This window comes from Microbacterium sp. CGR2 (assembly GCF_003626735.1).
In the GTDB taxonomy this organism is placed as follows: domain Bacteria; phylum Actinomycetota; class Actinomycetes; order Actinomycetales; family Microbacteriaceae; genus Microbacterium.
In genome coordinates this window covers 537800-560074 of the sequence record NZ_RBHX01000001.1, presented here as the reverse complement: position 1 = coordinate 560074, position 22275 = coordinate 537800, and the positions used below count along the sequence as shown (strand labels likewise).

Annotated in this window: 21 protein-coding genes; 14 read left to right on the top strand and 7 right to left on the bottom strand. The window is 69.4% G+C overall.

The window, feature by feature from the left end; genetic code table 11:
• Positions 1-125 precede the first annotated feature (125 nt).
• A complete protein-coding gene (locus tag D7252_RS02955; protein ID WP_120774028.1) occupies positions 126-965 on the bottom strand; it encodes an NAD(P)-dependent oxidoreductase in 840 nt (279 codons plus the stop codon).
• Between the two features lie 57 nt (positions 966-1022).
• On the opposite strand from D7252_RS02955, the gene D7252_RS02950 reads away from it, so the two are divergent.
• The 5 genes from D7252_RS02950 (at position 1023) to D7252_RS02930 (ending at position 6957) form a co-directional block, all read left to right on the top strand.
• Entirely contained in the window at positions 1023-2063 is a 1041-nt protein-coding gene (locus D7252_RS02950) for a LacI family DNA-binding transcriptional regulator (protein ID WP_120774027.1), read from the top strand.
• 92 nt (positions 2064-2155) lie between these two features.
• Positions 2156-2875 carry an L-ribulose-5-phosphate 4-epimerase gene (locus D7252_RS02945; RefSeq protein ID WP_120774026.1) on the top strand — a complete coding sequence of 240 codons (720 nt, stop codon included), beginning with the start codon at positions 2156-2158 and terminating at the stop codon, positions 2873-2875.
• Complete coding sequence (locus D7252_RS02940) at positions 2872-4455, top strand: xylulokinase (RefSeq protein ID WP_120774025.1); 1584 nt, start codon at positions 2872-2874, stop codon at positions 4453-4455. Before D7252_RS02945 ends, D7252_RS02940 begins: the two co-directional genes overlap by 4 nt.
• 10 nt (positions 4456-4465) lie before the next feature.
• Positions 4466-5980, top strand: coding sequence for an L-arabinose isomerase (gene araA, locus D7252_RS02935; RefSeq protein ID WP_120774024.1), 1515 nt, complete (start codon positions 4466-4468; stop codon positions 5978-5980).
• Positions 5980-6957 carry an aldose 1-epimerase family protein gene (locus D7252_RS02930; RefSeq protein ID WP_120774023.1) on the top strand — a complete coding sequence of 326 codons (978 nt, stop codon included), beginning with the start codon at positions 5980-5982 and terminating at the stop codon, positions 6955-6957. Before araA ends, D7252_RS02930 begins: the two co-directional genes overlap by 1 nt.
• A gap of 118 nt (positions 6958-7075) precedes the next feature.
• On the opposite strand, the gene xylB is transcribed toward D7252_RS02930, so the two are convergent.
• Together xylB and xylA are read right to left on the bottom strand one after the other, a co-directional pair.
• Positions 7076-8386, bottom strand: coding sequence for a xylulokinase (gene xylB / locus D7252_RS02925; protein WP_120774022.1), 1311 nt, complete (start codon positions 8384-8386; stop codon positions 7076-7078).
• A 7-nt stretch (positions 8387-8393) separates the two neighbouring features.
• A complete protein-coding gene (xylA, locus tag D7252_RS02920) occupies positions 8394-9584 on the bottom strand; it encodes a xylose isomerase (protein ID WP_120774021.1) in 1191 nt (396 codons plus the stop codon).
• Between the two features lie 166 nt (positions 9585-9750).
• Between xylA and D7252_RS02915 the strand changes: the two genes are divergently transcribed.
• Together D7252_RS02915 and D7252_RS02910 are read left to right on the top strand one after the other, a co-directional pair.
• Positions 9751-10881, top strand: a complete 1131-nt coding sequence (locus D7252_RS02915; RefSeq protein ID WP_120776767.1) for an ROK family transcriptional regulator — start codon at positions 9751-9753, stop codon at positions 10879-10881.
• Positions 10882-10918: 37 nt separating this feature from the next.
• Positions 10919-11689, top strand: coding sequence for a GNAT family N-acetyltransferase (locus D7252_RS02910; RefSeq protein ID WP_120774020.1), 771 nt, complete (start codon positions 10919-10921; stop codon positions 11687-11689).
• A gap of 57 nt (positions 11690-11746) precedes the next feature.
• Here the strand turns inward: D7252_RS02910 and D7252_RS02905 are convergent, their stop codons facing one another.
• Positions 11747-12331 carry an antibiotic biosynthesis monooxygenase gene (locus D7252_RS02905; protein ID WP_120774019.1) on the bottom strand — a complete coding sequence of 195 codons (585 nt, stop codon included), beginning with the start codon at positions 12329-12331 and terminating at the stop codon, positions 11747-11749.
• 416 nt (positions 12332-12747) lie between these two features.
• Between D7252_RS02905 and D7252_RS02900 the strand changes: the two genes are divergently transcribed.
• From D7252_RS02900 to D7252_RS02885, 4 genes are read left to right on the top strand one after another with little or no spacing between them, the layout of a single operon-like run.
• Complete coding sequence (locus D7252_RS02900; RefSeq protein ID WP_120774018.1) at positions 12748-14268, top strand: CoA-acylating methylmalonate-semialdehyde dehydrogenase; 1521 nt, start codon at positions 12748-12750, stop codon at positions 14266-14268.
• A 40-nt stretch (positions 14269-14308) separates the two neighbouring features.
• Positions 14309-15502 carry an acyl-CoA dehydrogenase family protein gene (locus D7252_RS02895; RefSeq protein ID WP_120774017.1) on the top strand — a complete coding sequence of 398 codons (1194 nt, stop codon included), beginning with the start codon at positions 14309-14311 and terminating at the stop codon, positions 15500-15502.
• The gene (mmsB, locus tag D7252_RS02890) at positions 15499-16401 is read left to right on the top strand and encodes a 3-hydroxyisobutyrate dehydrogenase (protein ID WP_120774016.1); all 903 of its coding nucleotides are present in this window, start codon (positions 15499-15501) and stop codon (positions 16399-16401) included. Before D7252_RS02895 ends, mmsB begins: the two co-directional genes overlap by 4 nt.
• 37 nt (positions 16402-16438) lie before the next feature.
• A complete protein-coding gene (locus D7252_RS02885; RefSeq protein ID WP_120774015.1) occupies positions 16439-17215 on the top strand; it encodes an enoyl-CoA hydratase-related protein in 777 nt (258 codons plus the stop codon).
• A gap of 27 nt (positions 17216-17242) precedes the next feature.
• On the opposite strand, the gene D7252_RS02880 is transcribed toward D7252_RS02885, so the two are convergent.
• Genes D7252_RS02880 through D7252_RS02870 form a run of 3 tightly spaced genes read right to left on the bottom strand, consistent with a single transcriptional unit; the run spans position 17243 to position 18694 of the window.
• On the bottom strand, positions 17243-17689 hold the full coding sequence (locus D7252_RS02880) for a YdeI/OmpD-associated family protein (protein ID WP_120774014.1): 447 nt from the start codon (positions 17687-17689) through the stop codon (positions 17243-17245).
• Positions 17686-18156, bottom strand: coding sequence for an SRPBCC family protein (locus tag D7252_RS02875; protein WP_183055155.1), 471 nt, complete (start codon positions 18154-18156; stop codon positions 17686-17688). The genes D7252_RS02880 and D7252_RS02875 overlap by 4 nt, the downstream gene beginning before the upstream one ends.
• Position 18157: 1 nt before the next feature.
• Positions 18158-18694, bottom strand: coding sequence for a MarR family winged helix-turn-helix transcriptional regulator (locus D7252_RS02870; protein WP_120774012.1), 537 nt, complete (start codon positions 18692-18694; stop codon positions 18158-18160).
• Positions 18695-18833: 139 nt separating this feature from the next.
• Here D7252_RS02870 and D7252_RS02865 point away from each other — a divergent pair, with 139 nt between their 5' ends.
• From D7252_RS02865 to D7252_RS02855, 3 genes are read left to right on the top strand one after another with little or no spacing between them, the layout of a single operon-like run.
• Positions 18834-19610: an electron transfer flavoprotein subunit beta/FixA family protein gene (locus D7252_RS02865; RefSeq protein ID WP_120774011.1), complete on the top strand. Its 777-nt coding sequence runs from the start codon at positions 18834-18836 to the stop codon at positions 19608-19610.
• A gap of 1 nt (position 19611) precedes the next feature.
• Complete coding sequence (locus D7252_RS02860; protein ID WP_120774010.1) at positions 19612-20583, top strand: electron transfer flavoprotein subunit alpha/FixB family protein; 972 nt, start codon at positions 19612-19614, stop codon at positions 20581-20583.
• A gap of 5 nt (positions 20584-20588) precedes the next feature.
• Positions 20589-22244, top strand: a complete 1656-nt coding sequence (locus D7252_RS02855; protein WP_120774009.1) for a cytochrome b/b6 domain-containing protein — start codon at positions 20589-20591, stop codon at positions 22242-22244.
• The last annotated feature ends 31 nt before the right edge of the window (positions 22245-22275 follow it).

Genomic DNA, 22275 nt, shown 5'->3' with positions numbered 1-22275 from the left:
TCTGCCGTCGAAGGACCGCCCTGCCGTGCTCCGGTCGCAGTTTCGGCCGTCATATCGCCCCTGAAGTGGCCGCAACTGCGACCGGAACACGGGGAGGAACCCGACTGCGACCGGACGGCCTGAGGCTAGTCCCGCCAGGAGTGCTGCGGGTCGAAACCGAGGATCCGCCGCGCCTTGTCGATCGACAGCAGCGTCTCGTTCGGACCGAACTCCCGCCGCACGGGCACGTCGGGGAAGACCTCGGCGAGCAGCTCGGCGTTGGGACGTGACATGACCGTGTCGGCGGCCGCGATGATGAACCGATCGAACCCGGGGGCGGCCACCTCGAGCGCACGCTGCACGGCCTGGGCGCCGTCGCGGGCGTCGATGTACCCCCACAGGTTCCACTTGCGCCGCTGAGCATCCGCGTCGAAGGAGGGGAACTCGGCGTAGTCCTCCGGGTTCATCACGTTCGAGAATCGCAGGGCCGTGATCGACAGGTCCGGATGCCAGCGGACGAGCTCGGTGGCCAGCTGCTCCTCGAGCGTCTTCACCAGCGAGTACACCGATTCGGGGCGCGCGGGGTAGTCCTCGTCGACCGGGACGTACGGCGGCGGCACGTCGAACGGGAGGCCCAGCACCGTCTCGCTGGACGCGTAGACGACGCGACGGATGCCGAGCCGCACGGCCGCCCAGAACACGTTGAACGTCGCGGGCATGTTGTTGTGGAAGGTGGCCACGTCGGTCCGGATGCCGGGGGCCGGCACCGCACCGAGATGCACGACCGCGTCGACGCCGTCATGCTGGTCTCCGACGGCCGTGAAGGCGTCGATGACCTGGCCGTAGTCGGTCAGATCGACCTGGACGAAACCCGGCCCGCGGGTGCCCGAGATGTCCATGCCGATGACGTCGTGGCCGTTCGACCGCAGTTCGCGAGCGACGACGCGGCCGAGCTTGCCCGATGATCCGGTGAGAGCGATGCGCATGTCACCAGAGTGCCACGTCGACGAGTAGGAAGGGCCGGGCGTCGTACACTCAACCGCGTGAGTGAGTCGCGCAGCACCCCGGACCGCACCGTCGGCGTACGAGACGTCGCGGCGCTCGCCGGAGTGTCGCGCCAGACGGTGTCGAGAGTGCTCAACGACCACCCGGACGTCGCCGCCGCGACTCAACAGCGCGTGCGGTCGGCGATGGCGGAACTCGGCTATCGGATGAACAACGCCGCCCGGGCACTCGGTACGCGCAGATCCCGGACGCTCGGCGTGCTGGCCTCCGACGCCTTGCAGTACGGGCCCTCGCGCAGCATCGCGGCGCTCGAGGCCGCGGCCCGAGGGTCGGGCTACTGGGTCAGCGCGGCATTCGCCGACGCGGGGGATGCCGAGGCGGTCGTCTCGGCCGTCGACCACCTCATCGCGCAGGGGGTGGAGGGAATCGTCGTCGTCGCTCCGCATGCCCGCACCCTCCACGCGTTGGACGCGCTGCGGATCGGGGTTCCGGTGGTGACGCTGCACTCGGCGGGACAGGGAGCACGGGGGCTTTCGGTCGATCAGGCCGCGGGTGCCCGGCTGGCGGTCGCCGCACTCGCGGATGCCGGGCACACCCGCATCGCGCACCTCGCCGGCCCGCCGGACTGGCTCGAGGCGGAGTCCCGCGCCGAGGGCTTCGCCGCCGAGCTCGCTGCGCGGGGGCTCCCGGCGGGGCCCGTCATCGTCGGCGACTGGTCGGCCGGTTCGGGCTACGCCGCGGCATCCGACATCCGCACTGCCGGGGTGACCGCGGTGTTCGCCGCGAACGACCAGATGGCGCTGGGGCTGCTGGGCGGGCTCCAGGAGGCCGGCCTCTCGGTGCCGGCGGACCTCAGTGTCGTGGGCTTCGACGACATCCCGGACGCCGCCTACTACTGGCCGAAGCTCACCACCGTGCGACAGGACTTCGACGAGCTCGCACGCCGGGCGATCGACGCGGTCGTGGGTGGGGTCGCCCCCGCCGGGTCCGGCCCCACAGTCCCGGGCTCCGCGGCATCCGCTCTGGCGCCGGTCGCACCGGTGCTGATCTCGCGCGCCTCGGTCGCCCCGCCCCGCTAAGCGGACCACGCGAGTCCTTGACGGGCGAGGAGGCGGCGTGACACACTTCTGTGACCGGTCACAGTGACCGGTAGCCAACCCCTGAGGTCCTTGTGAGCAACGAAGCCCCCACCTTCAGCCCCGCCGTCGAAGAAGCCATCGCCGCTGTCCGCGCCGACGTCGCCCGCCTGCACGGCGAGCTGGTCCGCTACGGCCTGGTGGTCTGGACCGGCGGCAACGTCTCCGGACGAGTCCCGGGTGCAGATCTGTTCGTGATCAAGCCGTCGGGTGTCTCGTACGACGAGTTGACCCCGGAGAACATGATCCTCTGCGACCTCGACGGCGGCGTCATCCCGGGCACTCCGGGCAGTGATCGTTCCCCGTCGAGCGACACCGCCGCGCATGCCTACGTCTACCGCAACATGCCCGATGTCGGCGGTGTCGTGCACACGCACTCGACCTACGCCGTCGCCTGGGCCGCCCGTGGTGAGGAGATCCCGTGCGTGATCACGGCCATGGCGGATGAGTTCGGGGGTCCGATTCCGGTCGGTCCGTTCGCGATCATCGGCGACGACTCCATCGGGCGAGGGATCGTCGAAACGCTCAGCGGGCACCGCTCCCGGGCGGTCCTCATGCAGAATCACGGGCCGTTCACGATCGGAGCCGACGCGAAGGATGCCGTCAAAGCCGCGGTCATGGTCGAAGACGTCGCCCGCACCGTGCACCTCGCCCGGGAAGCCGGTCCGCTCATCCCGATTCCGCAGCAGGCGATCGACAGCCTGTACGACCGATATCAGAACGTGTACGGCCAGAGTCAGGACGCGCGGCGATGAGTGGCACCGATGACATCCGCGACGGCCGGACGAGCCTGGGCATCGAGCTCGGCTCCACCCGGATCAAGGCCTGCCTGATCGGATCCGACGCCACGGAGGTGCTCGCGACCGGATCGTTCGCCTGGGAGAACCGGCTCGAGGGCGGCCTCTGGACCTACGATCTCGACGAGGTGTGGCAGGGCCTGCAAGCGGCATACGCCGAGCTCGCCGCGGATGCCGAGGCGCAGCACGGCGTGCGTCCGGAGACCTTCGGCGCCATCGGGATCTCGGCCATGATGCACGGGTACCTCGCCTTCGACCAGAGCGGCGAGCTGCTGGTCCCGTTCCGCACGTGGCGCAACACGAACACCGGCGCCGCATCCGCCGAGCTGGGCGATCTCTTCGGCGTCAACATCCCGCTGCGCTGGTCGATCGCCCACCTGCATCAGGCCGTCCTCGACTCCGAACCGCACATCGGGCAGATCGCCGCAGTGAACACGCTCGCCGGCCACGTGCACCACCGGCTCACCGGCGAACGAGTCCTCGGCGTCGGCGACGCCTCGGGCATGTTCCCCATCGATTCGACGACACGGGACTACGACGAGCGGATGCTGCGGGCCTACGACGCGCAGGCCGGGGACCGGCTGCCGCTCCCTCTCGCGGACCTTCTTCCCACCGTGCTCCCTGCCGGAGCCGCGGCGGGCGAACTGACCGCCGCGGGGGCCGCACTGCTCGATCCGACGGGTGCGCTGCGACCCGGCATCCCTCTCTGCCCGCCCGAGGGCGACGCGGGAACCGGAATGGTGGCGACGAACTCGGTAGCCCCGCGTACGGGGAACGTCAGCGCCGGGACGAGCATCTTCGCGATGGTCGTCCTGGAGCATCCGCTCGCCGAGGTGCACCACGAACTCGATCTCGTGACCACGCCGGCGGGTGATGCCGTCGCCATGGTGCACTGCAACAACGGCGCGAGCGAACTCGCCGCCTGGGCGGGACTGTTCACCCGTTTCGCCGTCGCGGCCGGTCAGCCGCTGAGCGACGATGCCGTGTTCGACGCGCTCTTCCGTGAAGCGCTCGAGGGCGAAGCGGATGCCGGGGGCCTGATCGCCTACAACCACCTCGCCGGGGAGCCGATCGCGGGCCTCACCGAAGGGCGTCCGCTGTTCGTGCGGACACCGGACAGCGCCTTCACGCTCGCGAACTTCATGCGCGCGCAGCTCTACGGCGTCTTCGGCACCCTCGCCCTGGGTATGCACGTGCTGGCGGCGGAGGGCGTGCACCTCGACCGGATGTTCGCGCACGGGGGGATGTTCCGCACGGCCGGCGTCGCGCAACGATTCCTCGCCGGAGCGCTCGACGCTCCCGTCGTCGTGGGCGAGCTGGCTGCAGAGGGCGGGGCGTGGGGGATCGCGGTGCTCGCGTCCTACCTTTCCCACGCCGAGGAGCTCTCGCTGGGCGACTACCTCGCGCGGCACGTCTTCGCCGCGGCATCGCTCGCCACCGTCGATCCGGATCCGGCCGACGTCGCCGGGTTCGCGTCCTACCTCGACCGCTACCGGGCGGGCCTCGCCATCGAGGCCGCCGCCGTCACATCCCTCTGAAAGGCGCACCATGGCTCTCACCACCTCCCTCGACGGTTACGAGGTCTGGTTCCTCACCGGCAGCCAGCACCTCTACGGCCCGGAGACTCTCGCCCAGGTCGCCGAACAGTCGCAGGAGATCGCGCGTCTCCTCGATGAGTCGTCCGAGGTGCCGGTGAAGGTCGTCTGGAAGCCGGTGCTGACGGATGCCGCCGCCATCAAGCGCACCGCCCTGGAGGCGAACGCCGACGACCGGGTGATCGGGCTCGTCGCCTGGATGCACACGTTCAGCCCCGCCAAGATGTGGATCGCCGGTCTCGACGCGCTGCAGAAGCCGCTCGCGCACCTGCACACGCAGGCGAATGTCGAACTGCCCTGGGCCGACATCGACTTCGACTTCATGAACCTGAACCAGGCCGCGCACGGCGACCGGGAGTTCGGGTACATCCAGACGCGCCTCGGCGTTCCGCGGAAGACGATCGTCGGGCACGCCAGCGACCCCCGGGTTCGCCGTGAACTCGGCACCTGGCAGCGGGCGGCCGCCGGTCTCGCCGCGTCGCGTTCGCTGAAGCTCGCCCGCTTCGGCGACAACATGCGTTTCGTCGCGGTCACCGAGGGTGACAAGACCGAGGCGGAACTGCGGTTCGGCGTGCAGGTGAACACGTGGGGTGTGAACGAGCTGGCGGATGCCGTCGCTGCGGCATCCGACTCCGACATCGACGCGCTCGTGGCCGAGTACGAAGAGCTGTACGAGGTGGCTGCGGAACTCCGCGTCGGCGGCGATCGGCACTCGTCGCTGCGGGACGGTGCCGCGATCGAGCTCGGCCTGCGCTCGTTCCTCGAGGAGGGCGGCTTCGGCGCCTTCACCACGTCGTTCGAGGACCTCGGTGCGTTGAAGCAGCTGCCCGGACTCGCGGTGCAGCGCCTGATGGCTGAAGGGTACGGTTTCGGCGCGGAGGGTGACTGGAAGACCGCTGTCCTCGTCCGCATCGCGAACGTCATGGGTGCCGGCCTCCCCGGTGGGGCGAGCCTCATGGAGGACTACACCTACGACATGACTCCCGGCGACGAGCTCATCCTGGGCGCGCACATGCTCGAGGTGTCGCCCTCGCTGACCACCGCGAAGCCGACGCTGGAGGTCCACCCGCTCGGCATCGGCGGCAAGGACGACCCGGTGCGTCTGGTCTTCACGGCAGACCCCGGGCCTGCGGTGGTCGTGGCTCTGAGCGACATGCGCGACCGATTCCGTCTGACGGCCAACGTCGTCGAGAACGTCCCGCCGCGGGCGTCGTTGCCGAAGCTGCCGGTGGGGCGTGCGGTGTGGAAGCCGCAGCCCGACTTCAACACCAGCGCTGCCGCATGGCTGACCGCGGGGGCCGCACACCACACCGTCATGTCGACCGCGGTGGGGATCGAGGCGTTCCGCGACTTCGCCGAGATGGCGGAGGTCGAGCTGCTCGTGATCGACGACAGCACGACACTGCCGGAGTTCCAGAAGCAGGTGCGCTGGAACCAGGCCTACTACCGCCTCGCCCAGGGACTGTGATGCTCCCACGTTCCGGACGCCAGCTGCGCCTCGCCGCGCACGGCTACGAGGCGGCGATCGCGAGCGTCGGTGCCACACTGCGGATGCTCACCTTCGAGGGACGCGACCTGGTCGTGCCGTTCGACGCCGATGAGGTGCGCCCCGGATACCGCGGCACGACGCTCGCACCGTGGCCGAACCGGGTGGTCGACGGGCGGTACCGCTTCGAGGGAAGCGAGCACCAGCTCGCGCTGACCGAACCGGAGCGCGGTCAGGCCCTCCACGGTCTGCTCGCCTGGACGGAGTTCTCCGACCGTCTCGTGCTCGACGATCGGGTGGTGCTCGCCGCGGTGATCGAGCCGCAGACCGGATACCCGTTCCGTGTCGAGGTCGAGACCGAGTATCGCCTCTCTGAGGATGGCCTGACGCAGACGGTGACCGCGCGCAACATCGGGGCGGATGCCGCGCCCTGGGGTACCGGTCCGCATCCGTATCTCGTGGCGGGCCCCCGGTCGTTGAGCGAGGAGCGCAGCCTCTCCCGGTCGTTGAGCGAGGAGCGCAGCGACGAGACGAAACGCCTCGACGCGTGGACCCTCACGCTCCCCGCATCCGAGGTCCTCACGGTCACCCCCGACCGGCTGAGCCCGATCGCGGTCGAGTCGGTGTCGGAGCATCCGGAGTGGGACTTCCGCAACGCTCGCCCGATCGGTGACGTCTTCATCGACCACGCGTTCACTGGACTGCAGCGCACCGACGGTCTCGCAGAGGTGCGGCTCGTGACGGATGACGGCACCGGAGTGGCGATGACCTGGGACGAACGCTGCCCCTGGGTGCAGGTACACACCGCCGACACCCCCGCGGAGCCGTCGACGCACCGGATCGGCCTCGCGGTGGAGCCGATGACGTGCCCCCCGGATGCTTTCAACTCGGGTGCCGACCTCGTGACTCTCGCGCCGGGAGCGACGCACGCCGCGGCTTGGAGCATCCGGGCGGTGTAGGGCTCCGTTTGTTCCGGTCGCAGTTTCTGCCGTCTCGCGGCCCTCCGAGCGGCAGCAACTGCGACCGGAACGCAAGCGCCGGGAGCGCCGGCGACAGCAACTGCGACCGGGACGCAGGTCAGTCGGAGAGCACGGATGCCGCCTGGCGCGCAGCGCCCAGCGCGACGTACTCCTCGGCGGCGGGCACCTCGACCGGGATGCCGAAGACCTCCGGCGCGATTGTTCGCACGGCGGGCGACTGGGCCCCTCCGCCGATCAGCAGCGCCCGCCGCAGCGGTACCCCGCTCTCTCGCAGCGCGTCGAGACCGGCGCCGAGGCCGGACAGCATCCCTTCCACCGCGGCGCGCGCGAGGTTCTCGCGCGTCGTCGACGCCAGGGTCATGCCGCTCAGCGTCGCGGTCGCATCGGGCAGGTTGGGTGTGCGTTCGCCTTCGAAATACGGCACGAGCGCGAGTCCCGCAGCGCCTGCGGGCGCGGCCAGCGCGAGTCGGCTCAACTCCGCGTGGTCGACCCCGAGCAGCGCCGCTGTCACGTCCAGCACGCGGGCCGCATTGAGAGTGCAGACCAGCGGGAGGAAGTGCCCGTCGGCAGAGGCGAACCCCGCGATGATTCCCGATGCATCCGCGGACGGCGTCTCGCTGACGGCGAAGACCGTTCCGCTGGTGCCGATCGAGACGACGACGTCACCGGGCCCCGCGCCGAGGCCGAGTGCCGCCGCGGCGTTGTCTCCCGCGCCAGGAGCGACCCGCCGACCCGCATCATCCGTCACCGACTCATCGGCGCCGAGCACCCGGGGGAGCACCGCGTCGTGGCCGAGTGCGGCGGTGAGCAGGTCGCGGTCGTACTCGCCGGTCGCCGGGTTCCAGTAACCGGTACCGGACGCGTCGGAGCGATCGGTGACGAGCTCGTCGAGGATCGGCCCGCGCGAAGCCCCATCCGCCCCGACCGGCCCGAACCCGCGGAGCCTCCAGGTGAGCCAGTCGTGCGGCAGGGCCACGGCGGCGACCCGTGCAGCGTTCTCCGGCTCGTGATCGCGCAGCCAGCGCACCTTCGAGATGGTGAAGGAGGCCACGGGCACGAGCCCGCTCCGCTGAACCAGAGTCTCGGCGCCGAACTCGACGACGAGGTCGGACGCGGCATCCGCTGATCGTGTGTCGTTCCACAGCAGCGCGTCACGGATCACCCGCCCCTCGGCATCGAGCGCGACCATGCCGTGCTGCTGCCCGCCGATGGCCCACGCCTCGATGTCGTCGAGCCCGCCGGCATCCGCGATCGCGGCCTTCAGGGCGTGCCACCACGCCTCCGGGTCGACCGAAGTGCCGTCGGGATGCGGCGCGCGGCCGGTGCGCACCACCGCACCGGTCGCGGCATCCGCCACGATGACCTTGCACGACTGCGTCGAGGAATCGACGCCGAGAACGAGGGCCATCAGATGATCAGCGCGCGCCGAGCAGGTGCTCGGTCGCCAGCTGCTGCAGACGCACGAATCCGAAGCCGTGACCGCCGAAGTAGGCGTCGGCGTCGAAGTCCTCATACGCGCTGCGGTCGGCGAGGAAGTCGTCGTAGCTCTCGCCCGGGTTGAGGGTCGGGGTCGTCAGTTCATCGACGCGGGCGGCGGCCAGAGCCTCCTGTACCTCGGGGTCGGCGCGGAAAGCGGCCGCCCGCTCCTTCAGCAGCAGGTAGGTGCGCATGTTCGCCGACGCCGACTCCCACACGCCCTTCTCGTCTTCGGTGCGGCTGGGCTTGTAGTCGAAGTGCCGCGGGCCGTCGTAGGCAGGCACCCCGCCGGGGCCGCCGTTCTCGAGCAGGTCGACCAGGGCGAACGCGTTGTGCAGGTCGCCGTGGCCGAACACCAGGTCCTGGTCGTACTTGATGCCGCGCTGGCCGTTGAGGTCGATGTGGAACAACTTGCCGTGGTACAGAGCCTGGGCGATGCCGGCGGCGAAGTTCAGACCGGCCATCTGCTCGTGTCCGACCTCGGGGTTGACGCCGACGAGCTCCGGGCGCTCGAGGGAGTCGATGAAGGCGATCGCGTGTCCGAGCGTCGGCAGGAGGATGTCGCCGCGCGGCTCGTTCGGCTTCGGCTCGATCGCGAAGCGGATGTCGTAGCCCTTGTCGGTGACGTAGTCCCCGAGCAGGTTCACGGCCTCGCGGTAGCGCTCGAGCGCTGCCCGGATGTCCTTCGCCGAGTCGTACTCGGCACCCTCGCGGCCGCCCCACATGACGAACGTCTTGGCTCCGAGTTCGGCGCCGAGGTCGAGCTGGCGGGACACCTTACGCAGGGCGAAACGCCGCACCTGACGGTCGTTGGAGGTGACGCCGCCGTCTTTGAAGACGGGGGCGCTGAAGAGGTTGGTGGTGACCATCGGCACGATGAGGCCGGTGTCGTCGAGTGCGCCCTTGAGGCGGTCGATCTGGGTCTGCCGCTCGGCGTCGGTGGAGCCGAAGGCGAACAGATCGTCGTCGTGGAAGGTCAGGCCGTAGGCACCCAGCTCAGCGAGCTTCTCGACCGCGTGCACGACATCGAGGGCCGGACGAGTGGGCCCGCCGAAGGGGTCGGCGCCGTTGTAGCCGACGGTCCAGAGGCCGAACGAGAACTTGTCGTCGCGGGTCGGGGTGAGGCTCATGATGCTCCTTCGCATAGTGCCGCGCGGCGCGCGCTGCAGAAATGTTGTGAGCAACAACATATAACCTGGAGAAGGCGATGTCCAGCCTCCTAGACTGGGACGCCGAACCGAATGCGAGGGCGATGTGACGACGACGGATGCTTCGATCGCGGTCGGCGGGACGGCGATGCCGCGAGAGTCCGGCGACGGAGTGCGGGCGCGCAACCTGGCCAGGGTCCTGCGGCTCGTGCATGTGGGCGGGTCCCGATCCCGCGCGCAGCTGACGAGCGCGACCGGGTTGAATCGGTCGACGATCGCAGATCTGGTCGCCGAACTGGTGAGCGAGGGCTGGGTCGTCGAACGCGAGCCGGATTCAGTCGGTCGGGTCGGCCGCCCGTCGCCCGTCGTCGAAGCGTCACCGAACACCGTCGTGATCGCGGTCAACCCGGAGATCGATGCGGTCGAGATCGCGGCGATCGACCTTGCACGCACGACCGCGGTGCGCGAGCGGATCGAATCGGCATCCGTGCTGACGGCAGCGGATGTCGCCGAACTCGTGGCCGACGTCATCGACCGCTGGCGTCAGGGTGCACTGGCGGATGCGCGACTCGTCGCCGTGGGAGTCGCGGTCCCCGGTCTCGTCCGAGCCGCGGACGGTCTGGTGCGCAACGCGCCGCACCTCGGGTGGACGGATGCTCCGCTGGGCGATCTCATCGCCAGGGCGACCGGTCTCCCGGTCGCCGTCGGCAACGACGCGAGTCTGGGTGCGCTCGCCGAGCACCTGTTCGGCGCGGCCGAGGGTGCGAACGATGTCGTCTACCTCAACGGCGGGCCGTCCGGGATCGGCGGCGGGATCATCGTGCACGGCGCGCCCGTCGGCGGAGTCGGAGGATACGCCGGGGAGTTCGGCCAGAACAGGGTCGGCCCGGGGAGCGCGACAGTCCTCGAAGACGAGGTCAGCCGCACCAGGCTCCTCGACGTGCTCGGACTCGGCGTCGCCGACGACGCGACCCTCGCGGACGCGCTCGCGGCAGCATCCGACGATGACCCCGTCCGCGAGGAGAGCCTGCGTCAGCGCGGGCTCCTCGCGCAGGCGATCGCGGACGCCGTGAACATCCTCAACCCGTCTGTCGTGGTGCTCGGCGGGTTCCTCGCGCAGCTCGAGGAGCTCGACCCGGAAGGATTCGCCGAAGCCGTGGCCGCCGGTGCGATGGCGGAGAACGTGGAGGGGCTGCGCATCCTTCCGGCATCCCTCGCCGCCGATCGGCTCCTCCTGGGTGCTGCGGAGATCGCGTTCACGTCGGCCGGGGTGATCTGACGCGTCTGGTCGAGGCTGCCGCCGCTAACCTGAGTCGATGTCCGACCTGCTTGCCGAATACGACACCCGACTCCGGACCGAAGCGGAGATGCACGGCGCTGCCGATGTCGAACGCCGCGGCCCTCTGTGGATCGCCAGATTCGACGGCGGGCACCTCTTCGTCACGTATCAGGAGCTCGACGATCCGGTCCGGCGCGTCAGCGAAGTGGCCGCTCTCCTGGCGGAGGACGATTCCATCCGCAACGCGGAGTGGAAGACCCGAACGCACGATCATGCTCCCGGTCTCGCGGATGCCCTGACCGCGGCAGGCTTCGTCGCCGACGAGGCGGAGTCGGTGATGCTCGGCGATGCGTCGACACTCGTCGCCGCAGAGGTTCCCGACGGCGTGACGGTGCGGAAGGTCACTACGCCCGATGGCATCCGGGCGGCGCTCGACATGCAGGATTCGGTCTTCGGTGGCGACCCCAAGGCCGAGCGCATGCTGCCCGCGATCCTCCAGCAACACCGCGACGGTGGATCCGTCGAGGTGTGGGTGGCGGAGGCCGACGGACTCATCGTCAGCGCCGGGCGCATCGAACCCGTCGTCGGAACCGCGTTCGCCGGCGTATGGGGCGGGGCGACTCTCCCCGAGTACCGCGGTCGCGGCATCTACCGCGCGCTCACCGCCGCACGGGTGCGTTCGATGATGTCGCGGGGTGTCCGCTGGATCCACTCCGACTCGACGGAAGCATCCCGGCCCATTCTCGAGCGTGCCGGCCTCGTGAAGGTCACCGAGACCGTTCCCTGGCTGTGGGAGCGCCCGGCGTGACGCACCGCGTCGACGGAACGCGGCGTTCGGGGTGACCCGCTCACCACGCGACCTCGATCAGCGCGCGAGCCACCCTCGCAGCATCCGGGTGACCCATGGGAGCACCCAGTAGGTCATGATCGGCGTCAGTACGAGGGTCATACCCAGCACGCGCAGCCAGATCGGCAGCGTGTCCCACCCGGGGACCGGGCTCAGCGCATAGGTGAAGGCCACGTTGAGAGGGAAGAACCCGAGCCAGATCGAAACCGCCTGCTTCCAGCGCGGCGGTGCGGTGCCGATGGCGACCGTCGTCGTCGTGCCATCCGCGACCGGGACGGTGATCGTGCCGGTGGACGGCTCGTCGAACCAGCCCTCGATGCCGGTGCGACGCTTCGATCGCTCGCTGCGCACGAAGCCCTGCCCCTTCGACAGCCACCCCTCGCGTTCCTCGGAGGTCTCCCAGGCCACGAGGGACTCCTCGTTCGCGAACCGGTACAGCATGTGCCAGACCTGCGAGTCCTCGCCGGCGCGCACCCAGCCGGACCCGAGGAAGCCGGGATACTTCGCGGCGAGGTTCAGCCCCGTCTGCACCCAGGCGGTCGCTTCGGCGATGCTCTCGGGGTCGACTTCGCGGCGGATGGACACGGTGATGGGTTCGGACACGGGCAGTCCTCTGCGACGGGCGACCCGGATCTCGGGCGCTGTGGTGGGCGCGCCAGGGTCACGGCGCATCGTCGATTCTATTTCGGCCGGGACACGTCGGATTCCCGCGGCCGCCAGACAAGGAGAACCCCCGCCGACCCGATTCGGCGGGGGTCTCGCGGTGTTGTCACCGCAACGGGAGCAAAGAGATGCTCACCGTGGCGCGGATGCTGTGACTGCCCCGATCCGGTCTGAGTCTCTGTCCGCGCATATGCAGTTCTAATCGGCCGACATAGACGGGTGGTGAACGCGGCGCAAACATCTCGGAGGCGGCGATGAACGTCGGCGCACGTGATTTAGAAGGGCGTCCTAGTAAATATTCGGATCCCGGAGTAGACTTCCACTGTGCCAACGACGGTACGAAGGGACATCACACAATGACACGCACAATCCCGCACTTCGTGGGCGGTTCGCACCTCACTCCTGACTCGGGTCGCTTCGCAGACGTGTTCGATCCCAGCACCGGCGCCGTGCAGGCGGTGGTGCCGCTCGCCTCGGCCGAAGAGGTCAAGAACGTGATCTCGAACGCCGAAGCAGCCCAGGTCGCATGGGCCGCGACGAACCCGCAGAAGCGGGCCAGGGTTCTGCTTCGTTTCCTCGACCTGGTGCAGCGGGAGATGACGCCTCTCGCTGAGCTGCTGTCCCGCGAGCACGGCAAGACCGTGGACGACGCGAAGGGTGACATCCAGCGCGGCCTCGAGGTGATCGAGTTCGCGGCGGGAGCGCCGCATCTCCTCAAAGGGGAGTACTCGACGGGAGCCGGTGCCGGGATCGACGTGTACTCGATGCGTCAGCCGCTCGGGGTCGTCGCGGCGATCACGCCATTCAACTTCCCGGCGATGATCCCGTTGTGGAAAGCGGGTCCCGCCCTCGCCGCAGGCAACGCGGTCGTCCTCAAGCCGAGCGAACGCGATCCCTCCGTGCCGGTCCGCCTGGCTGAGCTGTTCCTCGAGGCGGGGCTCCCCGCCGGCGTGCTCAACGTCGTGCACGGCGACAAGGAGGCCGTCGACGCGCTGCTGGCCGACGACCGCATCCGGGCCATCGGGTTCGTCGGTTCGACGCCGATCGCCGAATACATCTACTCCACGGCCGCAGCGAACGGCAAGCGTGCCCAGTGCTTCGGCGGGGCCAAGAACCACATGATCGTGATGCCGGATGCCGACCTCGACCAGGTCGCCGACGCTCTCATCGGCGCGGGCTACGGTTCGGCAGGCGAGCGGTGCATGGCGATCTCGGTCGCCGTCCCCGTCGGGCAGGAGACCGCCGACGCGCTGGCGGCGAAGCTGGTGGAGCGGGTCGCGCAGCTGCGGATCGGTCCCTCGCTGTCCGCCGACGTCGACTACGGGCCGCTCGTCACCCGCGCGGCCGTCGAGCGCGTCGAGGGCTACATCCAGCAGGGGATCGACGAGGGAGCAACCCTCCTCGCCGACGGGCGGGGCTTCCGCGTCGACGGCTATGAGGAGGGCTTCTACCTCGGCCCGACGCTGTTCGACCACGTCACCACCGACATGGCGATCTACCGAGAGGAGATCTTCGGTCCGGTTCTGGTGATCGCGCGCGCCGCCGACTACGAAGAAGCGCTCCGGATGGCATCCGAGCACGAATACGGCAACGGCGTCGCCATCTTCACCCGCGACGGGGATGCGGCCCGCGACTTCGTGGCCCGGGTCGAGGTCGGCATGGTCGGCGTCAACGTCCCCATTCCGGTGCCGATCGCGTACTACACGTTCGGGGGCTGGAAACGCAGCGGATTCGGCGACCTCAATCAGCACGGCGCAGACGCCTTCCGGTTCTACACGAAGACCAAGACGGTCACGAGCCGGTGGCCGTCCAGCTCGCTCCGAGAGTCGCAGGGCCCCTCGGCTGGCGCCAGCTTCGTCATCCCCACCATGCACTGATCCTCACGATGCGCTGATCCCCACGAACCAGGACACGGAAATGACAATCACCAGCGTCACCACCACCACCACCGCCGAAGAGCGGGAAGCCATTCTCGACGCCGTCCGCGAGTTCGCCGAGACCGAACTGGCCCCGTACGCCGCTGAGCGCGACGAGAAGCACCTGTTTCCCCGCGAATCCCTCAATCGCGGCGGCGAACTCGGCCTCGGCGGTATATACGTGCGCGAGGAGTTCGGCGGCAGCGGCCTCAGTCGCAGCGACACCGTCGCGATCTTCGAAGAGTTGGCGAAGGGGGACACCGCCGTCGCCGCATACATCTCCATCCACAACATGGTCGTCTGGATGATCGACACCTACGGCGACGACGAGCAGCGCGGAACATGGCTTCCTCCGCTGACGGCGATGCAGGAGTTCGGCGGGTACTGCCTCACGGAACCGGGTGCCGGATCGGATGCGGCGAACATCGCCACCAGCGCGGTCCGCGACGGCGACGATTACGTGCTCACCGGGGTCAAGCAGTTCATCTCCGGGGCAGGCGAGGCCGCCGTCTACGTCGTGATGGCGCGGACCGGAGAACACGGCAGCGGTGCGCGAGGGATCAGCGCGTTCCTCGTCCCCGGCGACGCCGACGGGCTCAGTTTCGGCGCCCCCGAGAAGAAGATGGGCTGGCACGCGCAACCCACCCGGCAGGTCATCCTCGACGGAGTGCGGGTTCCGGCATCCGCTCTCCTGGGTGACCAGGGTCGGGGGTTCGCGATCGCGATGTCCGCGCTCAACGGCGGCCGGCTCAACATCGCCGCCTGCTCCCTCGGTGGGGCGCAGTGGGCACTCGACCGGGCGGTGCAGTACGTGCACGAACGGGTCGCCTTCGGGGAGCCGCTCGCCGAGAAGCAGTCGATCCTGTTCGCCATCGCGGACATGCGCACCGACCTGCAGGCCGCGCGCCTGATGGTGCGCGACGGTGCGCAGGCCGTCGACGAGCAGGCGCCAGACGCGACGATGCGCTGCGCCATGGCCAAACGCTTCGCCACCGATGCCGGCTTCGACGTCGCGAATCGCGCGCTCCAGCTGCACGGCGGCTACGGGTACCTGCAGGACTACGGCATCGAGCGGGTCGTCCGCGATCTTCGAGTGCACCAGATCCTCGAGGGGACCAACGAGATCATGCGGTTGATCGTCGGGCGCGAAATGCTCCGTCCCGCCGGATCGTCGTCGATGCGGAGTGCGTCATGACACGCGTAGCCTTCCTCGGGCTCGGTCACATGGGCCTGCCGATGGCGAAGAACCTCGTCGCCGCGGGGCACGAGGTTCACGGTTTCGACCTCGTGCCCGCGGCCGTCGAGGCTGCGCAGGCTGCCGGTATCCCCGTGGCAGCGAGCGGGGTGGATGCCGTCGCCGACGCGGACGTCGTCATCACGATGTTCCCGGCGGGTAAGCATGTGATCGAGGCCTACCGGACGGAACTGCTCGCCGCCGCGCAGCCAGGGACCCTGTTCATCGAGTCGTCCACGATCGCCGTCGACGAGGCCAGAGCCGCTCACGCTCTCGCGCTCGCCGCCGGGCACCGCAACATCGATGCCCCGGTGTCTGGCGGGGTCGTCGGCGCCGAGAAGGGCACTCTCGCCTTCATGGTCGGGGGCTCGGACGACGACTTCGCCGCCGCTCTCCCGCTGCTCGAGGTGATGGGCACGCGCATCGTGCACTGCGGGGGCCCGGGGCTCGGTCAGGCGGCCAAGGTGTGCAACAACATGATCCTCGCGGTTTCGCAGATCGCCGTCGCTGAGGCGTTCGTGCTGGGGGAGCGCCTCGGGCTCGAACACCAGGCGCTGTTCGATGTCGTGTCCCAGGCCTCCGGGCAATGCTGGTCGATCACCACGAACTGCCCCGTTCCGGGTCCGGTGCCGACCAGTCCCGCGAATCGCGACTACCAGCCGGGATTCGCCGGGGCGCTGATGGCGAAGGATCTCGGTCTCGCGCTGCAGGCGATCGAGCAGACCTCGACGGACGCGCAGATGGGGCGGCTGGCCCAGCAGATCTACGCATCCTTCGCCGCGGGCGACGGCGCCGGTCGGGATTTCTCGGGCATCATCACGGATATCCGCGACGGCAGAGCGTCTGGCCCCGGTCGTTGAGCGAGATACTGAACACCACCACGACGGAGAGGGCGATATGACCGAGTATGAGACGATCCTGGTCGAACAGCGCGGACGAGTCGGCTGGATCACGCTGAATCGTCCGGAGGCTCTCAATGCCTTGAACGGCCGGCTCGCCGAAGAGGTCACGGCCGCAGCCCTCGCCTTCGACCGCGACGACGGCGTCGGCGCCATCGTGGTGACCGGCTCAGAGAAGGCGTTCGCCGCCGGCGCCGACATCAAGGAGATGGAGGGCATGTCGGCAGCCCGGATGCTCGAGACCGACCACTTCGGTGTCTGGAGCGACTTCGCCGCTGTGCGCACCCCGGTGATCGCCGCCGTGTCCGGCTTCGCCCTCGGCGGCGGCTGTGAACTCGCCATGATGTGCGACATCATCCTCGCGTCCGATACGGCGAAGTTCGGGCAGCCCGAGATCAACCTCGGCGTCATTCCGGGGATGGGCGGCACGCAGCGACTCATCCGCGCCGTCGGCTACTACAAGGCGGCAGAGCTCGTGCTCTCGGGCAGGTTCATGGGCGCCGAAGAAGCCGAGCGCTCCGGCCTGGTGTCGCGGGTGGTGCCGGCATCCGACCTGCTCGCCGAGACCGAGAAGCTCGCCGAGACCATCGCGTCGAGGTCGCTGCCGTCGGTCTACGCCGCCAAGGCCGCACTGGATGCCGCGATGGAGACGACCCTGTCCGACGGTCTCGCGCACGAGAAGAAGGCGTTCGCCGCCCTCTTCGACACAGCGGACCAGAAAGAGGGGATGTCGGCCTTCCGCGAGAAGCGGCCACCGAAGTTCGTCAACCGATGAGGTCACGGTCCGATGAGGTCGCGTGAGCTACGTGCCGCGGAGGCCTTCCACGATCTTCGCGATGCGGCGCTCGCGGGTCGCCTCCTGTTTCGCGTCGGCAATGCTGCGCGCGTGCTCCTTGCGCGCCGTGTACGACAGGGCGTCGAAAGCGGCGCGCAATGCGGGCTCGGCATTGAGCGCCGCGGCGAGCTGTTCCGGCTCGTCGACGGTGCGTTCGGCGGAGTCCACCCGGATCACGGCGTCGACCTCGTGATCGATCTCGACGTCCAGATCGGTGCGGATCGCTTTGCTGAAGCCGATCATGTTCTCGCCACTCATGCGTGCGAGCCGCAGGCGGGCGGTGCGTCCGGCGATGGTGACGACGACAGGGAAGGACTTGCCGGCGCCGAGGGACGCGACCTGCTCGTCACTGAGCAGGATCGCCGCTCCCGGGCCGCGGCCGACCAGGACGGTGTGCAGGCGCAGTTCACTCATCCCGACAGGGTACGCCCGCGGCCCTCGACCTCGGCGGCGAGCACCGCATTGTGTTCCGCGATGAGGCGCCCCAGGTATGCGCGCATCACCAGGGCGTCGACGATCCGCCCGATGAGTCCCAGAGGCGACCGGAAGGTGACGGTGTCGCGCATCACCGTACCGACCGGATGCTCTGTGAACGCATGCTCGTGCAGGAATGCGCCGAACGGCCCTGCGATCTGCCGGTCGGAGAACGCCCGCGGCGGATCGATGTCGAACACCACCGAGCGAAGGTGGAACCGGATGCCGAAGTGTCGTGCCTGCCATGTCACGGTCGAGCCCTCGGCGAAAGCGCCACCGGCGGGCGCTTCCACCATGGTCTCGCCGTACCGGGCCATCGTCCGCAGGTGCAGTTCGGGGTCGAGCGATGCGGCGAACACGTCTTCCGGCGGCGCAGCGACGATCGTCTCGAGGATGAACTGTGCCACCTCAGAGCGCCTCGGGCTGGGGACGCGGGTCGGTGAAGTCACCCGCGTTCTTCCGCATCCGTGCCACGATCGCGACGAGTTCCGCGGCGTCGTCGCGGCTGAGTCCCGGATCAGCGAAGACCTCGGCGTTCAGAGTCTCCGTCGCCTGCTCGACGAGGTCGCGTCCGGCATCGGTGAGGGTGAGAAGCGCTGCGCGCCCGTCGTGCGGGTGCGGTTCGCGCACGATGAGGCCGTCGCGCACGAGACGCTCGGCTGTGCTCGTCACGGTCGTCGCGTGCACCTGGAGTCGAGCGACCACGCTCGACAGGGGAAGGCTGCCCGCCCGGCTGAACGCCAGCAGGCGCAGCACCTCATAGCGGGCGAAGCTCAGGGAGAACGGCTTGAGGGTCGCGTCGACCCGGGCGAGCAGCAGCTGCTGGGCTCGCATCACGGACGTGACCACGGCCATTCCGTCGGCGGCGTCCGTCCAGCCGTGCGCGAGCCACTGCCGCTTCGCCTCGGCGAGCGGATCCATCGGGAGCGGGCGGGATCGGACCACGACTCCACGGTAGCGGGGGCAGGGGCGAGACCCGGCGGCGGCGCGCGCCCCGGCGTCGACATCGCCCTGGGCCTCAGTCGCAGTGGCTGTGAAACTCAGTATCGCCGTCTAGAATTGCAGCAGTCGTGAGGAGCAATCGATGAAGATCTTCGTCCTGGTCAAAGAGGTGCCGGACACCTATGGCGATCGCAAGCTGAGCCTCGAGACAGGCCTTGCCGATCGTGCGGCCGGAGACCTGGTGCTCGACGAGATCACGGAGCGCGCCCTCGAGGTCGCCCTCAGCTTCGCCGACAAGAACGAGGGCACCGAGGTCGTGGCCCTCTCGATGGCCCCGGAGACCTCGACGGCATCGGTGCGTCGCGCGCTCGCGATCGGTGCCGGATCTGCCGTGCACATCGCGGACGAGCAGCTGGTCGGCGCCGACCTCGGACTCACCGCAGAGGTGCTGGCCGCCGCGATCCGACGTGGCGCACCCGACCTGGTGATCACCGGAAACCTGTCGACGGACGGCTCGGGCGGCGTCATCCCCGCGATGCTCGCCGAGCACCTCGGCTTCGCGCAGGCGACGGCGCTCACCGCCGTGCAGATCACCGCGGACGGCATCTCCGGTACGCGCGCCGCGGATGCCGGCGCACAACAGGTCTCGGCTCCGCTTCCCGCGGTGATCTCGATCACCGAAGCGCTGCCCGACGCGCGGTTCCCGAACTTCAAGGGCATCATGGCGGCGAAGAAGAAGCCGCTCGAGGTGCTCTCCCTCGCCGATCTCGACGTGTCGGCCGACCCCGGCGCGGCACCCCGGACGATCATGACCGCAGTGTCGGAGAAACCCCCGCGGGCCGCCGGAGTGAAGATGACCGACGAAGGCGACGCCGCCGAGAAACTCGTCGAGTACCTCGTGCAGAACAGGCTGGTGTGAGATGACCTCCCTCGAGAACCCGATCCTGGTGCTCATCGACCTCGACCCCTCCGGCGAGGTGGCGAGCAGCACCGCCGCCCTGATCGGCGCCGCCGCGACCATCGGCACCCCGGTCGCGCTGGTGGCGGGCGGTGGCGAGAGTGCCGTCGCGCAGGCCGCAGCGGCCGGAGCATCCGTCGTGCTCACCGCGGAGGCGGATGCCGGAGCACTCACCGTCCCCATCGTCGACGCGCTCCAGGCGGCTTTCGAGAAGCTGCGGCCGGATGCCGTCCTCGTCTCGAATTCCATCACCGGGCGCGACGTGGCGGGACGGTTCGCCGTGCGCACGAAGAGTGCCTTGGCTGTCGATGCCGTGGGTGTGTCGCGTGACGATGAGGGCATCGTGGCCCACCATTCCGTCTACGGCGGGTCCTATCTCGTCGATGCCGCCGCGACGTTCGGCACGCTCGTGGTGACGGTGCGCCAGGGAGCGGTCGACGCCCGAGCGGAAGCCGTCGCGTCACCGACGGTCGAGCAGCTGTCGGTGACGCCGTCCGGCGTCGTCGTGGCGACCGCCGGACCGGTGGAGACCGTCGAGGTCGCGTCCTCTCGCCCGGATCTCCGCGGTGCGACTCGTGTGGTGTCTGGCGGGCGCGGTCTGGCATCGAAGGAGAAGTTCGCGCTCGTCGAGCAGCTCGCCGATGCCCTCGGTGCGGCCATCGGCGCCTCGCGCGCAGCCGTCGATGCCGGGTATGTCCCGCAGTCGTATCAGGTCGGGCAGACCGGTGTGTCCGTGTCGCCGCAACTGTATGTCGCTCTCGGAATCTCCGGGGCCATCCAGCACCGCGCCGGCATGCAGACGTCGAAGACCATCGTCGCGATCAACAAAGACGGCGAAGCCCCGATCTTCGATGTGGCCGACTTCGGCATCGTCGGCGACCTGTTCACCGTGGTCCCGCAGATCATCGCGGCGCTCGAGGCGCGGAAGAAGTAGCCGCGATGGCGACGCGGATGCTGAGGCGCGGTCTCCCGCGTGTCCCCGGTGGCGAGCCCTGGCCTCCCGCAGATGCGGAAGGCGTCCTGGGAGACGGTTCCGTCGCCGCCACCGCCCCCACCGCCACCACCGCCACCCTCCCCGTAGCTTCGGGAACGACGGATGCTGCATCGGTCGCTGCTGCGGCGACCCCGGCATCCCCGGCGAACTCGGGCCGAGGAGGTTCCACGAGTGTGCGGCGCGGGCTGCCCCGCGTTCCTGGCGGCGAGCCGTGGCCCCCCGCGGATGCGGGAGTCCGGGGTGACGGTCCCACTCCGGCCGCCGCGACGTCGGCCCCTCGTGTGGCCGCGGAGGAGGTGCTGGTGGCTGCGGCGCAGGCCCCTGCCGCGCAGGCCCCGACCGCGCAGGCTTCGGTGGCAGAGGTGTCGTCGGCGCGGGTGTCGGCTCGCCGCGGACTTCCCCGAGTCCCGGGTGGGGAGCCCTGGCCTCCCGCAGGAAGTTTGCTGGCAACCGCAACCGCAACCGCAACCGCAACCGCAACCGCAACCGCAACCGATGCCGCAACAGCGACAGCAACAGCACCCACCACCGCAACCGGCACCGCACCCGACACCGCAACCGACGCCGCTGCCGCCCCCACTCAGCCGAGAACGACGGCCGTGGTGCACGCACCCGCCGCCGACGTCGACACGCCGCTGCCGTGGACGCGAACCGTGTGGGACGGTCGTGCACCGCGCCGGTACACCGCCGCCCCGGCATCCGACCGCCGCCGACCGACGTGGCCCCAGGCCATCGCGGCCCTCGTGGGAGCTGCTGCTCTCGGTCTGATCGCCGCCGCCGCGATCGCGTTCGTCCGGACGCTGCTGAGCGTCCCGTTCATGCAGGACTTCCTCGCGGCATTCCCCGGTGAGTACGAGCCGGCGATCTCGGTCGAGCCGGGATTCGAGCCGTGGGTCGGTTGGGCGCACTTCTTCAACATGTTCCTGATCGTGCTGATCATCCGGTCAGGGCTGCGGGTGCGCACCGAGAAGCGACCGACCGTGTTCTGGGCCCCCCGCGGAAAGCAGAAGGGCAAGATCAGCCTCACCCTCTGGTTCCATCAGGCGCTCGACATCCTGTGGCTGGTGAACGGCGTGGCCTTCGTGGTGCTGCTGTTCGTGACCGGTCATTGGGTGCGCATCGTGCCGACCAGCTGGGAGGTGTTCCCGAACGCGCTGTCCGCCGCACTGCAGTACGTCTCGTTCGACTGGCCGCACGAGAACGGCTGGAACAACTACAACAGCCTGCAGCAGCTCGCGTACTTCGTCACCGTCTTCATCGCGGCACCGCTGGCGGCGATCACCGGTTTCCGCATGTCCGGCCTGTGGCCGAAGAAGGCCGAGCGCCTCTCGAGGGCGTATCCGGTCGAGTGGGCTCGTGCCCTGCACTTCCCGATCATGCTGTACTTCGTGGCGTTCATCATCGCCCACGTGGCGCTGGTGATGCTGACCGGCTTCCTGCGGAACCTCAACCACATGTACGCGTTGCAGGATGCTGTCACCTGGACGGGCTTCTGGGTGTTCGTCGCATCCCTGGTCGTGGTGGCGATCGCGTGGGTCGCGGCGCGGCCGCTCGTGCTCGCACCGATCGCGAAGGTGTTCGGCAACGTGTCGGGACGCTGACACCCAGCATCCTCAGACGAGGTCAGGAGAG

Excerpts from the sequence above, each read along its gene's own strand:
- D7252_RS02955 (WP_120774028.1), bottom strand. The coding sequence starts at position 965 with ATGCGCATCGCTCTCACCGGATCATCGGGCAAGCTCGGCCGCGTCGTC.
- D7252_RS02940 (WP_120774025.1), top strand. The coding sequence starts at position 2,872 with ATGAGTGGCACCGATGACATCCGCGACGGCCGGACGAGCCTGGGCATC.
- araA (WP_120774024.1), top strand. The coding sequence starts at position 4,466 with ATGGCTCTCACCACCTCCCTCGACGGTTACGAGGTCTGGTTCCTCACC.
- D7252_RS02930 (WP_120774023.1), top strand. The coding sequence starts at position 5,980 with ATGCTCCCACGTTCCGGACGCCAGCTGCGCCTCGCCGCGCACGGCTAC.
- xylB (WP_120774022.1), bottom strand. The coding sequence starts at position 8,386 with ATGGCCCTCGTTCTCGGCGTCGATTCCTCGACGCAGTCGTGCAAGGTC.
- xylA (WP_120774021.1), bottom strand. The coding sequence starts at position 9,584 with ATGAGCCTCACCCCGACCCGCGACGACAAGTTCTCGTTCGGCCTCTGG.
- D7252_RS02915 (WP_120776767.1), top strand. The coding sequence starts at position 9,751 with ATGCCGCGAGAGTCCGGCGACGGAGTGCGGGCGCGCAACCTGGCCAGG.
- D7252_RS02910 (WP_120774020.1), top strand. The coding sequence starts at position 10,919 with ATGTCCGACCTGCTTGCCGAATACGACACCCGACTCCGGACCGAAGCG.
- D7252_RS02900 (WP_120774018.1), top strand. The coding sequence starts at position 12,748 with ATGACACGCACAATCCCGCACTTCGTGGGCGGTTCGCACCTCACTCCT.
- D7252_RS02895 (WP_120774017.1), top strand. The coding sequence starts at position 14,309 with ATGACAATCACCAGCGTCACCACCACCACCACCGCCGAAGAGCGGGAA.
- mmsB (WP_120774016.1), top strand. The coding sequence starts at position 15,499 with ATGACACGCGTAGCCTTCCTCGGGCTCGGTCACATGGGCCTGCCGATG.
- D7252_RS02885 (WP_120774015.1), top strand. The coding sequence starts at position 16,439 with ATGACCGAGTATGAGACGATCCTGGTCGAACAGCGCGGACGAGTCGGC.
- D7252_RS02880 (WP_120774014.1), bottom strand. The coding sequence starts at position 17,689 with ATGAGTGAACTGCGCCTGCACACCGTCCTGGTCGGCCGCGGCCCGGGA.
- D7252_RS02865 (WP_120774011.1), top strand. The coding sequence starts at position 18,834 with ATGAAGATCTTCGTCCTGGTCAAAGAGGTGCCGGACACCTATGGCGAT.
- D7252_RS02860 (WP_120774010.1), top strand. The coding sequence starts at position 19,612 with ATGACCTCCCTCGAGAACCCGATCCTGGTGCTCATCGACCTCGACCCC.
- D7252_RS02855 (WP_120774009.1), top strand. The coding sequence starts at position 20,589 with ATGGCGACGCGGATGCTGAGGCGCGGTCTCCCGCGTGTCCCCGGTGGC.